Origin of the sequence: Blautia sp. AF14-40, assembly GCF_003479665.1 — a bacterium.
Lineage (GTDB): Bacteria > Bacillota > Clostridia > Lachnospirales > Lachnospiraceae > Fusicatenibacter > Fusicatenibacter saccharivorans.
Window position 1 is genome coordinate 86,207 of the sequence record NZ_QUHK01000002.1, and the last position, 14,557, is coordinate 100,763.

Consider the following 14,557-nt stretch of genomic DNA (forward strand, 5'->3'; position numbering starts at 1 on the left):
GCTTGTCATGAAAAAAACTCTGTGATACAATCTTACTGTTGCACAATAAGCACCCATGCGGTACCAAGGATGGTGCCTGTTTTTTGAAAAACAGGTTCCAAGGTGAAAAAACATGGGGAAGAATAAAACCATAAGGAGATAAAACAATGAGCGTAATTTCAATGAAACAGTTACTGGAAGCCGGTGTTCATTTCGGACATCAGACAAGAAGATGGAATCCTAAAATGGCTCCGTACATCTACACAGAGCGTAATGGTATCTACATCATCGACCTGCAGAAATCTGTAGGAATGGTAGATGACGCATACAAAGCTGTTGCAGACATCGCAGCAGACGGCGGCACAATCCTTTTCGTAGGAACCAAAAAACAGGCTCAGGACGCTATCGCTGTTGAGGCAGAGCGCTGCGGAATGTACTATGTAAACGAGAGATGGCTCGGCGGTATGCTGACCAACTTCAAAACCATCCAGAGCCGTATTGCAAGACTGAAAGCAATCGAGACCATGGAGCAGGATGGCACCTTCGAAGTTCTTCCGAAAAAAGAAGTCATTGAGTTAAAGAAAGAGCTTGCAAAACTGCAGAAAAACCTTGGCGGTATCAAAGAAATGAAGAGACTGCCGGACGCTATCTTCGTAGTAGATCCGAAAAAAGAGAGAATCTGCGTACAGGAAGCTCATACACTGGGAATTCCGCTGATCGGTATCTGCGATACCAACTGCGATCCGGAAGAGCTTGACTATGTAATTCCGGGTAATGACGACGCTATCCGTGCCGTAAAACTGATCGTTTCCAAAATGGCAGACGCAGTTATCGAGGCAAAACAGGGCGAGGCTGAGGAAGCTGCATACGAAGAAGCAGCAGAGACAGACGCTGAATAATTTACGCGAAGTAATGAACTGGGGGGAACTTGAAATTCAGGTTCCCTTCGGCGAATCTCACAATAGCAGACCGGCATGAAGATGCAGTCTGCTGAATCACGTATACGGAGGAATAAAACAATGGCTATTACAGCAGCAATGGTAAAAGAGTTAAGAGAAGTAAGCGGTGCTGGTATGATGGACTGCAAGAAAGCTCTTACAGCTACCGAAGGTGATATGGACAAAGCAATGGAGTTCCTGAGAGAAAAAGGACTTGCTACTGCTCAGAAAAAAGCTGGCAGAATCGCAGCTGAGGGTATCGTTATGCTGAACGTATCCGAGGATGGAAAGAAAGCTGTCGCTGTAGAAGTAAACGCTGAGACAGACTTCGTTGCAAAGAACGAGAAATTCCGTGGCTATGTAGCACAGGTTGCAGAGCAGGCTATGGATACAACTGCAGCAGACGTAGAAGGATTCCTGGCAGAGCCTTGGAAATTCGATACCAACGAGACCGTTGGCGAAGAGCTGGCTCATCAGATCGCTACCATCGGCGAGAACATGAACATCCGTCGTTTCCAGCAGGTAAAAGAGGAGAACGGTTTCGTTGCTTCTTATACTCATATGGGCGGTAAAATCGGTGTTCTGGTTGACGTTGAGACAGATGTTGTAAACGATGACCTCAAAGAGATGGCTAAAAACGTTGCAATGCAGATTGCAGCTCTTCGTCCGCAGTACACAAACCGCGACGAAGTAAGCGCTGATTACATCGCACATGAGAAAGAAATCCTCATGGCTCAGATTCAGAACGACCCGAAAGAGTCCCAGAAACCGGAAAAAGTTATCCAGGGAATGATCCAGGGCCGTATCAACAAAGAGCTCAAAGAGATCTGCCTGCTTGATCAGGTATACGTAAAAGCAGAAGACGGAAAACAGTCCGTAGCTCAGTATGTAGCACAGGTTGCAAAAGCAAACAACGCAACCGTAGCAGTAAAAGGCTTCGTTCGTTTTGAGACCGGTGAAGGAATCGAGAAGAAAGAAGAGAACTTTGCTGAGGAAGTTGCTAAACAGATGAACGCATAATTCAACTGTGAATTTGTAAAAATAACGCAAAAATATAAAACCCTCATAAATGTGCAGAAAATACACGATTTATGAGGGTTTTTTACTGTCACAGGCAGTATCCATCGGAAATGCAGTAAGTGCCCTGAAGGATACCGTCCCCGGAGATTTCTCGGCAATGAATCTTTCGGAGATTTGTGAATTAATCCAGGAACATAAATCGAATGGTCCGGTAATGGAGATGAAACGTTAAACATAAGAAAAGAGGAACAAATTTGAAAAAACAAGACAAAAGAAACTGGCCGAAAGCAGTGATTCAGATCCTTTCTTTCCTGCTGATCCCGGGCTTGTTTGAGGCGCAGTTTTCTGCGGTTGGGACGATTATTTCCGCAGTTTATCAGGGGACGGTTTCGTGGGAACGGATCAGGTATTCGGTATGGATGGTGCTGGCGACGGTTCCGGCGGTGATTATTGTGGGACGGTTTTTCTGCGGATATTTCTGCAGCTTCGGGGCTGTGCAGGATTTTCTGTGGTTTGCAGGAAATAAGCTGAAAAAGCGGTTTCGAAAAGCAGGTGCGAAAAACCTGCATTCAAATTCAAAGAAGAGTGGAAGAAATGTTCCAACAGGCTGGATCAAATATGGTGTGCTCCTGTTCTGGGCAGTCTTCGTATGGAGCGGTATGATAAAATGGAACATCGCAGGGCCGTGGCAGGTGTTTGGACAGTACAGTTCCATCGGACACTGGCCGGGTGTGAAGCCGATGTTTTCGATTGGCGGTGCGCTGATTCTGGTGATTTTCGTCGGATCCGTCTTAATCCAGCGCTTTTTCTGCCGGTATCTCTGTCCCATGGGAGCCATCTACAGCCTGATTTCCAGATGTACGCTGTTAAAAATTGTAAAACCGCGGAGCAAATGCGGAAGCTGCCGTCTCTGTACTGCAAAATGTACCATGGGAATTGATCTGACAGAAAAAGAGCAGACGGCAGGCGGCGAGTGTATTGGATGCGGGGTATGTATAAACGGATGTCTGAAGAACAATGCACACTGGAAGTACCGATACAGCGTGTGGATCGGTGTCGGGGTGACCTGCCTTACGATTGCAGCGTCACAGTTCCTGATCCGGAGCGAGAGCGGTTCCGTTGGTAAGACAGCAGGTGATGCGGCCATTGATACGGCAGAACAGAATCTGGACAGCAGATTCCAGGACGGCACTTATTCCGGAAGTGGAGAAGGCTACCGCGGAACCGTGACCGTTTCCGTAAAAGTGGAACAGGGAACGATAACCGGACTGACGATAGAGAACGCCGAGGATGATCAGACATATCTGGACAGAGCAAAGTCAGGAATCTTTTCGGAAATCATGAAAAAACAGAGTGCCGAGGAGATAGATACCGTTTCCGGCGCCACCTACAGCAGTAAAGGGTTGATTGAGGCCACTCAAAATGCGTTAAAAGAAGCCGCCGGAGATGAGAATACTGTACAGGAAAATACAGCATCTGAATCGACGGATACAACGGAAGAAAAACAGGCATTCCTGGACGCCGGCCGTTTCCACGACCTGAAAGACGGCATCTGCACGGGTACCGCCGATGCCTTCCGCGGGGATGTCGAAGTGCAGGTAACGGTAGAAAACCAGAAAGTGACCGACATCTCCATCCTTTCCTACTGCGACACCGAGGAATACTTTTTCCGTGCAGCGCCTTACGTGATAGGGCAGATGAAAGAAGAACAGAGCCTTAACATCGACGCCTTGAGCGGTGCCACCTACAGCAGCAACGGTATCATTCACGCCACCGCCAATGCACTCGAAATCCCGGAAGACGAATATGCACCGCGTCCTGGCCGGGATCTGGCACATAAGCAGAAAGAGCACGGTCATATTGTAAAACATACGATCGAGAGCCAGGAGCAGTATGAAGAAAAAGTAAAAGAATACGAAGACGCACAGAATTAAAAAACAAAAATAATCTCAAAATAAGCACTGTAAATACATTCATCTGTATTTGCAGTGCTTTTCTGCTGTAACAGAACCCCGCCCGACTGCATCAAAAATATAAAAAATTTAACAATCATTTGATATAGACCTTATAGGAACAGGATAGCAGTTAAAATACAAATGTGCTACGATCGTGATTGTAGTAAAAAATATTCTGAAAGAAATGGCAGGAACAGTAAAAATACAGCGGTTAGGCTGGAGTCTGGAATGGATGCAGCGCATATCTGAAAAAGGAAACGAAAACCTGGGACAGCTGGGATATACGGATCATTCGCAGAAACACTGTATGCAGGTTGCCCATCATGCAGAGTACGGTACACTTCTTGCAAATGAACTTTTAAAAGAAACGGATATGACGTTGGAAGACAGAGTAACCATCGTTCCTCGGTTCTGCAGTTATTGCAGCTGTAAAACTGGCAGGCGGAACGATCAACGTGGCGGTTGCATGCCTGGCGATTTTATTTGCACTGGGATTTGTTTTCCTGAAAATTGCAGATCGGCAGCCGATGGCGGGGGAGAGATAAAACAGAACATAGCATAAAAAATCTCAAAGCAGGAGAGAAATCCGCTTTGAGATTTTTTGCGTTTCACTCCGGGGTTCCGCAATGAGAGGTTTTGTGGTACAATAAGCAGTGAGTCGGGCCGCAGGGGATGAGGGGGCCTGAAAAATATGAATCATACAGACAGGATGAAACAAAATGGAAAAAACCAAAAAACTGGCGGTAGGCATTTTAGCGCATGTCGATGCGGGAAAGACGACGCTGGCAGAGGGAATTTTATATAAAACAGGCCAGATCCGGAAAGCCGGAAGAGTGGATCACAAGGACGCCTTTCTGGACACGGAGGAACTGGAAAAAGCAAGGGGTATCACGATCTTTTCCAAACAGGCCGTGCTGAAGCTGAACGAGACGGAGGTCACACTCCTTGACACGCCGGGCCATGTGGATTTCTCGGCGGAGATGGAGCGCACTTTACAGGTCATGGACTATGCGGTTCTTCTGATCAGCGGTGCGAACGGCGTGCAGGGTCATGTGGAAACCCTGTGGCGGCTGCTCGCGCGGTATGAGATCCCGGTCTTTCTCTTTATCAACAAGATGGATCAGCCGGGCACGGATGCGGAAAAACTGCTGGAAGAACTGCAGAGCCGTCTCTCAGAGCACTGCCTGAATTTCTCGCAGGATCTCCAGAACGCAGAATTGCTGGAAGAACTCGCCATGTGTGATGAGGACGTGCTGGAGCAGTATCTGGAAACGGGAAGCGTGGAAGAAGACCAGATCCGCACGATGATCGCAGAGCGGAAGGTTTTTCCGTGCTGCTTTGGCTCTGCACTCAAGATGGAGGGCGTGACGGAATTTCTGAAAATTCTGGACCGGTTTACAAAAACGCCGGAGTACGGCGGGGATTTTGGCGCGCGCGTTTTTAAGATTTCAAGGGACACGGCAGGAAACCGTCTGACGCATCTGAAAATCACGGGCGGCGTGCTGAAGGTGAAGCAGATGCTCGGCGAAGAAAAGGCAGACCAGATCCGTATTTATTCCGGTGCGGGCTATACGATGGTACAGGAAGCACCGGCGGGGACGATCTGTGCCGTAACGGGACTGAACAGCACTTTCTCCGGTCAGGGCATCGGCAACGAAACCGAGGCGGAAAAACCGGTGCTGGAGCCGGTGCTGACGTACCGCATCGAGCTTCCGCCGGACTGCGATGTCCATCAGATGCTTGGAAAACTGCGCCAGTTAGAAGAAGAAATCCCGGAGCTCCACATTGTCTGGAATGAGCGCCTCGCGGAAATCCATGCGCAGGTCATGGGTGAGGTGCAGATCGAGATCTTAAAGAGTCTGATCCACGAGCGTTTCGGCGAATGGGTGGAATTCGGAGCCGGAAATATTGTATACAAAGAGACGATCCGCAGTACCGTGGAGGGTGTCGGCCATTTCGAGCCGCTGCGCCATTATGCGGAAGTTCATTTGCTGCTGGAGCCGGCAGAACCGGGCAGCGGACTGCAGATTGGAACCGTCTGCAGCGAGGACACCCTGGACCGCAACTGGCAGCGTCTGATCCTCACACATCTGCTGGAGCGGAAGCATCCCGGCGTGCTGACCGGGTCGGAGATTACCGATATGAAAATCACGCTGGTCAAGGGCCGTGCGCACATTAAGCACACCGAGGGCGGCGACTTCCGCCAGGCGACGTATCGTGCGGTGCGGCAGGGGCTGAAAAAAGCAGAATCCGTTCTGCTGGAGCCGGTCTATGCGTTCCGTCTGGAAATTCCGTCGGAATCGACGGGACGGGCGCTGAACGATATCCAGCGGATGTACGGCAGCTTTGAACCGCCGGAAATGGAAGGCGATATGACAGTGATCACCGGAACCGCACCGGTTGTGACGATGCAGGATTATCAGAAAGAAGTGACTGCTTACAGCCGGGGACGCGGAAGAGTGTTCTGTACCTTAAAAGGATATGAGCCATGTCACAACGCGGAGGAAGTGATTGCCTCCATCGGTTACGATTCCGAGGCGGATGTGGAAAATCCGACGGGTTCTGTGTTCTGTGCCCACGGGGCAGGCTTTGTCGTTCCATGGAATGAAGTGGAAGACCATATGCATCTGGAATACACGCTGGAAAATCCGGAAGAAGAAAGCGATTCAGCCGAATCTGCGGCAGACCGGATCGGCGGAGCATCCTCTGTGCAGAAAGCAAAAAAAGCATCCGACCGCGTGCCGATGGCAGCTTCCCTGCAGGAGGCAAAGGAGCTGGAAGAAATCTTTACGAGGACATACGGCAAAGTGGAGCGGAAGCGCGCCGGTTTCGAGCGGCGGACACGTCCGGCCACCTCGTCATCCGGCATCGGGGATCCCAAATATGCAAAATCAAACCGCCCGAAGGAGCCGCAGGAGGAATATCTGCTGGTGGACGGCTATAACATTATTTTTGCATGGGATGATTTAAATGAGCTGGCGAAGTATAATATTGAGAGCGCCAGAGGAAAACTGATGGACATCCTGTCAAATTATCAGGGATATAAAAAAATGACGCTGATTCTTGTCTTTGATGCCTACAAAGTAAAAGGCAACCAGGGTGAGGTCGGCATGTACCATAATATTCATGTCGTTTATACGAAAGAGGCGGAGACGGCTGACCAGTACATCGAGAAAACGGTTCACAGGATCGGCCACAACGGCAACGTAACGGTGGCTTCCTCGGACGGTCTCGAGCAGATCATCATTATGGGAGCGGGCGCGCATCGTCTCTCCGCACGGGATCTGCGCACCGAGATTGAACATACAAACGGCCAGATCCGGGAAAACTATCTGGAGAAAGAACAGAAAACGAAGTCGTACCTGCTGGAGAACGCCTCCGGAGAACTGGGAGACTTTTTAAAAGAGCTGGAAGAAGAGCGAAAAAAAGAGAGTAAAAAGAGCAAAGGAAAGGCTTAAGATGAATTACGCAATCATACTATCGGGGGGAATCGGAACGAGAATGCAGATGGGGGATTTTCCGAAGCAGTATCTGGAAGTGGAAAAGAAACCGATTCTGCTGTATACGCTGGAGCAGTTTCAGAAAAGCAGTGCCGTTGAGAAAATCGTCATCGTGGCGGCAGATGCCTGGAGAGAGAAGATCCGCGGATGGATGGAAGAAGACGGGATTACGAAATTTCTCGCCTTTGCGGATGCCGGGGATACGCGGCAGGAATCCATTCATAATGGCCTTACCGTCTGCATGGAGGATTCCGTATCGGAGAACGACGGTGTGATCATCCACGACGGCGTGCGGCCTCTGGTGAGCGAACAGCTGATTGGCGACTGCCTTGCGGCGCTTGCCGATCATGAGGGCTGTATGCCGGTGCTGCCGATGAAGGACACGATCTATCAGAGCAGCGACGGAACGAAAATTGACCATCTGCTGGAGCGCAGCACGCTGTTTGCCGGTCAGGCGCCGGAAGCTTTCCGGCTGCATCCGTACGCGAAGATCAACCGGGAAGCATCGGAAGAGGAGCTGTCCCTCACAAGGGGAACAAGTGAAATTGCCTACCGCCATGGAATGGATGTGGCGATGATCCCAGGGGATGAGCGGAACTTTAAGATTACAACAAGGAGCGACCTGGAGCGTTTCTGTACGATTGTGGAAGGAGAAACGAAATGAGAGCATACGAGCTGCATGGAGTCAATGATTTAAGAAGGGAAGACATCGAAAAACCGGAAATCCCATCCGGCTGGGTTCTGGTGCAGGTAAAGGCATCAGGAATCTGCAGCTCCGATATTCCGCGGATTTTCACAAACGGAACATACCATTTTCCAACGATTCCGGGTCACGAGTTTTCAGGCGTGGTTGCCGCATACGGCGAGGGTGTGCCGGAAGAGCGAGTTGGAAAACGGGTCGGCATTTTCCCGCTGATCCCATGCCGCACCTGCCCGCAGTGCCGGCAGAAAAAATATGAGATGTGCGAACACTACGATTACCTCGGCTCGCGCCGGGACGGCGGCTTTGCGGAATACGTAGCCGTGCCGGACTGGAACCTGATGGAGCTGCCGGAAAACGTCAGCTTCCGCGAGGCAGCAATGCTGGAGCCGCTCTCTGTGGCGCTTCATGCGGTGAAACGAAGCGGTGTGAAGCCGGGCGATACCGCAGCAGTGATCGGAACGGGCATGATCGGTTTTGCAGCGGCAGCGTGGGCGAAAGCGCTCGGCGCCGAAACCGTTTTTGTGATTGGACGGGGCGAAGCAAAACGTGCGATCGCAGAACAGATCCCGGGCATCTCATATGTGATGGAAGAGGAGAGTAAAGCGATTCAGGCGGATGTTGTAGTAGAAGCGGTCGGAACGCCGCAGGCCGTTTCCAGTGCAGTTCTTCTTGCGAGACCAGGCGGAAGCATCGTGCTGATGGGAAATCCATCGGGCGATCTTGCGATGGAAAAGAACGTGTACTGGCGCATACTGCGCAAACAGCTGAACCTGATGGGAACGTGGAATTCTTCTTATGAAAAAGATGAAGCCTGCGACTGGACGGAGGTACTCGATGCGCTTTCGAAGAAGAAAATCCCGGCACAGGCGCTGATCACGCACTGTTTCCCGTCCGAAAAGCTGATGGACGGACTGGAACTGATGAAAAATCATAAAGAGCCATACTGCAAAGTAATGGTTTCATGGGAGTAGAAAAATATGAGAAAAAGTCAGATATCGGCATCCATGATGTGCTCAAACCTTGTGGATCTGCAGGCGACGATCGATGTATTTGAAAAAGAAAAAGTCGAATATCTCCATATCGATGTGATGGACGGCGAGTTCGTTCCGAACTTCGGCCTTGGCGTCGACTACATCCGCGGACTGCGGGAACTGACGAGTATTCCGCTTGATCTTCATCTGATGATTAAAGACCCGGAGTACAAGCTGCCGTGGATCGGCATTCACAAAGAGGACATCGTGACGATTCATTATGAGAGCACTTTCCAGGTGCAGCGCGCGCTCGATTACCTCGTGCCGTACGGCTGCAAGCGGTTCCTCGCGATCAACCCGGCGACACCGATCGGGCAGATCGAGGAAGTGCTTGATTATATCGACGGCGTCAATCTTCTGATGGTGAATCCGGGCTTTGCCGGGCAGAAAATTGTGCCGAGTACGCTGCGCAAGGCGGAAAAGCTGCAGAAATTTCTGCAGGAGATGCACCGGGAGGACATCATTTTAGAAGTGGACGGAAACATTACGAAGGAGCACGGCGCGACGCTGCGTTCCTGTGGAGCCAGCATTTTTGTGGCGGGAACTTCGAGCATTTTCTGCACCGATGTATCGCACTTCGGAGAAAAAATCCGGGAATTCCGGAAAGCAGTGGAATAAGAAAAAGAACTGCCTTCCCGGGATGCACGGTTTGAAAAACAGACGAATACTGTAAAGTGAGAAATGACGGAGCGTGTCATATGGTAGAATTGCTTCTGCTTGCTGCGGCGCTCTCAGCCGATAACTTTGCAGTAAGCATCGGATATGGAAGCAGCAATACGAGAATTTCACCAGGCATGACGGCGCTGCTGAATCTGTTTTGCAGTGCTGCCCTGGTTGCTTCCGCGCAGTTTGGAAAAAGATTTCTGCAGTCCGCAGGACCGGAATGGGGAACCAGAGTGGGTGCGGGCTGCTTTTTTCTTATGGGAACGCTGAAAATTTTTGAGGAACTGAGAAAACGCAGAAGAAAAAAGCAGGGAAAACCAGAAGCAAGACTGGAACATCTGGAAAAACAGCTCCACCCACTGGAATTTGGCCTGCTGGCGGTTTCGATGTCGGTGGATGGAATTGTCTCCGGCGTCTTTGCCGCGGATCTTCCGGTGACAGGAGGACAGATCTTTTTTGCCTCCTTCGCGGTCGGAATGGCGGCGATGTATGCCGGAACTGCCATCGGAAAAAAGACGGGGCAGAAAAACGGCGGAAACGGAGCACTGTTCGGAGGAATTCTGTTCTATTTACTGGCGTTTTTAAAGCTCACATAGAATTACATGTAAGAAAGAAAAACCAGCAGATCCCGGCGTAAAATTGACAAGCCCGTGCAGATATGCTATAAAAGTAGGAGGTTTGCTGCTGGAAAATTAAAAAAACAGATGCAGCAGACAAAGTAAGAGAGGAAAATACATGATTTCAGTAGTAATCCCTTCGTACAACGGTGCAGAAACACTGTTTCAGGCAATCGACTCAGTCCTTTGCCAGACAACAAAAACCCCGCTGGAAATCCTGGTGATCGACGACAATTCCACGGACGATACGCTGGAAAAAATGGGGCGTTACGGAGAAAATGACCGGGTACGGTATATCCGGAATGAGACAAACAAAGGAGCGTCCGCATCCAGAAACCGCGGTGTACAGCTCGCAAAGGGCGATTACATTGCCTTTCTGGACGCGGATGATTACTGGGATCCCGAAAAACTGGAAAAGCAGGAAAAAGCCCTTGCAAAGACCGGTGATGTGCTCTGCTGTACGGGTCGGGAGCTGATTTACGATCAGGAACCGGAAAAGCAGAAGATCTTTTCTGTCCCGGAGCGGATCACCTACAAAATGCTGCTGCGCGGCAACGTGATCGGCTGCTCGTCGGTACTGGCCAAAAGAAGCGTTCTGCTGGAATTCCCGATGGAAAAGGACGAGTGCCACGAGGATTATCTGGACTGGCTGCGGATCCTGAAAAAATACGGGACAGCCTGCGGTGTGGATGAGCCTTTGCTGAAATACCGGCTGTCCAGCACAGGAAAATCGGGGAATAAACTGCATTCTGCAGGAATGACTTACCGTGTTTACCGCGAGCTGGGAATGGGAACGTTCCGCTCCCTGTACTGTTTTGCGTGCTATGCCGTAAACGGTGTGCGGAAGTATTACGGTAAGGGCAAAAAGAGAGGAAGAGATTGATGAACTATAAAAACAGGGAACAGTACAAACATCTGATGCGTGTCCTGGCGGTCGCGGCGATTGTGCTTCTGGAATGCGCTGTTTTTTCTGTGTTCTGGGACAGATACTATGCGAGCCACCTGTGGCTGGAGCCGTTCTGGGATAAGGGAAATCAGATTATCGTCGTGATCTACGGCATTTTTCTTCTGGTTTTCATGTACATTTACGGCGGCATGAAGATCGGCTACATGAAGGGAAGCAGCATCATCTATTCCCAGATGATGACGGCATTCTGTGCCAATGCGCTGATGTATCTGCAGATTATCCTGCTGTGGCGTCACCTGCCGTACATTCTGCCGATGGTCGGCATGACACTCGTGGACTTTGCGCTGGCAGGCATTGTATCCTGGCTTTTTGAGAAGACGTTTGCGCGTCTCTTTCCGCCAAGAGAGGTGCTTCTGATTTACGGTGAATACCCGATGGAAAGCCTGGAGCTGAAGATGAACCAGCGGCCGGACAAGTATATTGTAGCACATAAGGTGAGCGTGGAAGTGGGAGAGAAAGAGCTCTGCCGCCAGATTGACGCATACGGTCAGGAGGGCGTGATCCTGGGCGATCTTCATTCGGAGCTGCGCAACCGTCTGCTGAAATATTGCTATGCGAAAGAAATCCGTGTCTATCTGACGCCGAAGCTGTCGGATATTATGGTACGGAAAGCGGAAGCGCTCCATATTTTCGATACACCGCTTCTGCTCGCGCGAAACAGTGGTCTTTCGTTTGATCAGAGATTCTGCAAGCGCCTGCTGGATCTGCTCGTATCGACGATTCTTCTTGTGATCACGTCGCCGATTATGCTGATCGCAGCGCTCTGCATCAAGTTGTATGACCATGGCCCGGTGTTCTTTAAACAGAAACGTCTCACGATCGGCGGAAAAGAATTCTATGTCTACAAATTCCGAAGCATGATCGTGGATGCCGAAAAAGACGGCGTAGCCCGCCTGGCAACGAAGAACGACAGCCGCATTACGCCGGTCGGGAAGGTGATCCGCGCGACGAGAATTGATGAGCTGCCGCAGCTTCTGAACATTTTCAAGGGCGATATGAGCGTCGTCGGACCGCGCCCGGAGCGGCCGGAGATTGCAAAGGAATATGAGGAATCGATTCCGGAGTTTGCTTACCGTCTGAAAGTAAAGGCAGGCCTTACCGGCTACGCCCAGATTTACGGAAAGTACAACACGACCGCATACGATAAGTTGAAGCTGGATCTGATGTACATAGAGAGCTATTCGATTTTAGAGGATCTGAAGCTGATTCTTGCAACCTTTAAGATTGTCTTCACAAAGGAGAGCACAGAAGGGCTCGAGGAAGGACAGACGATCAGCCTGAACGCAAAGGAAGAGGAGAAAAAAGATGTTTAATACCGAGGACGAAATTCTGCGCCGGCTGCAGGAAAAAAATCTGGAAATGGCCGTCATGTTTTACCACTGGTGCCAGAGAAACCATCTGACCTGTTATCTCTGCGGCGGCGGCTGTATCGGTGCAATCCGCCACGGCGGCTTTATTCCGTGGGACGATGATCTCGACTTTTTCATGCCGCGGAAAGATTACGAGAAGTTCCTGAAAATCTGGGATACGCAGGAGGAGAGTAAAATCTACAAGCTCGAGTACCCGAAAGAGGGCTTCTGCAATGCGCACACGTTTGCGAACATCCGCGACAGCCGCACCACGCAGGTGAAAAAGGAGCAGGTCGATATGGATCTCTGCCACGGCGTTGCGCTTGATATTCTCCCGATCGAGGGCTATGCACCGGGAAACCTTGCGCGGAAATGGCAGGTGATCGAGGGAAAGATTTTCCAGCTCTTCTGCACGCAGGTTATTCCGACCAAAGAACGCCACGGCGCGTTTATGCATTACCTGGGAACGATTCTGCTGGCGCTGGCTCCGACGCAGAAGATGCGGTACCGGATCTGGAAGCAGGCAGAAAACTATATTACAAAATTTGATATCGACAGCCCACGGGTGGACGGCATCACCGAGATGTGCGCACCGCAGGCGATTCTCCGGAAATATCCGAAAAAGATTTTTGCATCGGCGATTGAGGTTCCGTTCGAGAACGAGCGCCTGCCGATTCCGGTCGGATATGACACATATCTGCGCATGGCGTTCGGCGATTATATGAAACTGCCGCCGAAAGAACAGCAGAAAGGCCACCACGATGCGGCGTTTCTGGATCTCGATCATCCGTATGAGCAGTATAAGGGGATACACTACTGCTGTAAGAAATAAAGAAAGAGGATAAAACAATGCCGGAAATTTCAATCATTACCCCGGTGTATCAGGCAGAAAAATTTTTAAAAAAATGTGTGGATTCCATTCTCTCCCAGTCTTTTACGGACTGGGAGCTGCTTCTTGTAGATGATGGAAGCACCGACAAAAGCAGTGAAATCTGCCGGACATACGCAGAACAGGATGCGCGGATCCGTTATCACCAAAAAGAGAACGGCGGCGTCAGTTCGGCGCGGAATGCGGGCGTTGCGCTTGCAGAGGGGCGTTATATCACGTTTGTGGACAGCGACGATTTCGCAGCGGAGGATCTTCTGGAAACACTGTATCGTCTGGCGGAAAAATATGATGCCGAAATGAGTATCTGCCGCGGATACGATCTCTATGAAGGAAGGCCGGTGCCGGATCTGAAACAGGAGGGAATCGAATCTGTGACCGACAGCGAGGAGGGACTGCGCCAGGTGATGAAGGCGCGCGTGTTCGGCGTGATGCCGTGGGGCAAGCTGTATCGGAGAGAGATTTTCGAGGGCGTTGTCTATCCGGAGAAAACAATCGCCGAGGATGCATACGTCATCGTTCCGTTAATGGAGCACTGCCGGAAGGTGGCCTTTTCCACAGCACAGAAATACTATTATGTGCACCGGCGCGAAAGCCTCACGACAAGCGGTTTTCGCTGGTCAGATCTGGGTTCGGTGGAAGTATGGGATCATAATCAGAATGTCGTGGAAGAACGCCACCCGGCGCTGAAAAAAGAAGCAGGTGTGCGCTGCTGCTGGGCGCGGTTTTTCGTGCTGGACAAGCTGATGCTGTTGGAAACCATGGACGCGGAGAAAAAGGCGCTTGCGAAGAGGCTGGCAAAAGAGCTTAAAAAGCATCCGCTTCTGGTACTGGAAGGCGATCACTTCACGAACGGGCGGAAAATCGCCTATCTGACCCTGTTTCTGGGAACCGGAATTTACCGGCAGTGCGTTCGTGCACTGTTCCGGAAAAGAAATTTATAAAAAAT

General features: G+C 50.5%; 13 protein-coding genes. All 13 read left to right on the plus strand.

Annotation, left to right across the window (positions count from 1 at the left end; translation table 11 throughout):
• Positions 1-146: 146 nt before the first annotated feature.
• The 13 genes from rpsB to DWW13_RS02450 all read left to right on the plus strand — a co-directional run bounded on the left by rpsB (position 147) and on the right by DWW13_RS02450 (position 14,552).
• Positions 147-878 carry a 30S ribosomal protein S2 gene (gene rpsB, locus DWW13_RS02380; protein WP_022461152.1) on the plus strand — a complete coding sequence of 244 codons (732 nt, stop codon included), beginning with the start codon at positions 147-149 and terminating at the stop codon, positions 876-878.
• A 120-nt stretch (positions 879-998) separates the two neighbouring features.
• Positions 999-1,937, plus strand: a complete 939-nt coding sequence (gene tsf / locus DWW13_RS02385; protein ID WP_022461153.1) for a translation elongation factor Ts — start codon at positions 999-1,001, stop codon at positions 1,935-1,937.
• A 254-nt stretch (positions 1,938-2,191) separates the two neighbouring features.
• On the plus strand, positions 2,192-3,871 hold the full coding sequence (locus DWW13_RS02395; RefSeq protein WP_022461155.1) for an FMN-binding protein: 1,680 nt from the start codon (positions 2,192-2,194) through the stop codon (positions 3,869-3,871).
• A 175-nt stretch (positions 3,872-4,046) separates the two neighbouring features.
• The gene (locus DWW13_RS19265) at positions 4,047-4,454 is read left to right on the plus strand and encodes a hypothetical protein (RefSeq protein WP_226906371.1); all 408 of its coding nucleotides are present in this window, start codon (positions 4,047-4,049) and stop codon (positions 4,452-4,454) included.
• Between the two features lie 157 nt (positions 4,455-4,611).
• Positions 4,612-7,350 carry a translation factor GTPase family protein gene (locus DWW13_RS02410; protein WP_118719127.1) on the plus strand — a complete coding sequence of 913 codons (2,739 nt, stop codon included), beginning with the start codon at positions 4,612-4,614 and terminating at the stop codon, positions 7,348-7,350.
• Between the two features lies 1 nt (position 7,351).
• On the plus strand, positions 7,352-8,056 hold the full coding sequence (locus DWW13_RS02415; protein WP_117760818.1) for an IspD/TarI family cytidylyltransferase: 705 nt from the start codon (positions 7,352-7,354) through the stop codon (positions 8,054-8,056).
• On the plus strand, positions 8,053-9,066 hold the full coding sequence (locus DWW13_RS02420; protein WP_117760820.1) for a galactitol-1-phosphate 5-dehydrogenase: 1,014 nt from the start codon (positions 8,053-8,055) through the stop codon (positions 9,064-9,066). Before DWW13_RS02415 ends, DWW13_RS02420 begins: the two co-directional genes overlap by 4 nt.
• A gap of 6 nt (positions 9,067-9,072) precedes the next feature.
• Positions 9,073-9,744 carry a ribulose-phosphate 3-epimerase gene (locus DWW13_RS02425; RefSeq protein ID WP_022462993.1) on the plus strand — a complete coding sequence of 224 codons (672 nt, stop codon included), beginning with the start codon at positions 9,073-9,075 and terminating at the stop codon, positions 9,742-9,744.
• 80 nt (positions 9,745-9,824) lie between these two features.
• Positions 9,825-10,385, plus strand: a complete 561-nt coding sequence (locus DWW13_RS02430; protein ID WP_055219426.1) for a manganese efflux pump — start codon at positions 9,825-9,827, stop codon at positions 10,383-10,385.
• A 139-nt stretch (positions 10,386-10,524) separates the two neighbouring features.
• Positions 10,525-11,289, plus strand: coding sequence for a glycosyltransferase family 2 protein (locus DWW13_RS02435; protein WP_055219423.1), 765 nt, complete (start codon positions 10,525-10,527; stop codon positions 11,287-11,289).
• The gene (locus DWW13_RS02440) at positions 11,289-12,686 is read left to right on the plus strand and encodes a sugar transferase (RefSeq protein WP_022462990.1); all 1,398 of its coding nucleotides are present in this window, start codon (positions 11,289-11,291) and stop codon (positions 12,684-12,686) included. Before DWW13_RS02435 ends, DWW13_RS02440 begins: the two co-directional genes overlap by 1 nt.
• Complete coding sequence (locus DWW13_RS02445) at positions 12,679-13,554, plus strand: LicD family protein (RefSeq protein WP_055219421.1); 876 nt, start codon at positions 12,679-12,681, stop codon at positions 13,552-13,554. Before DWW13_RS02440 ends, DWW13_RS02445 begins: the two co-directional genes overlap by 8 nt.
• 17 nt (positions 13,555-13,571) lie before the next feature.
• Complete coding sequence (locus DWW13_RS02450; RefSeq protein ID WP_055219419.1) at positions 13,572-14,552, plus strand: glycosyltransferase family 2 protein; 981 nt, start codon at positions 13,572-13,574, stop codon at positions 14,550-14,552.
• The last annotated feature ends 5 nt before the right edge of the window (positions 14,553-14,557 follow it).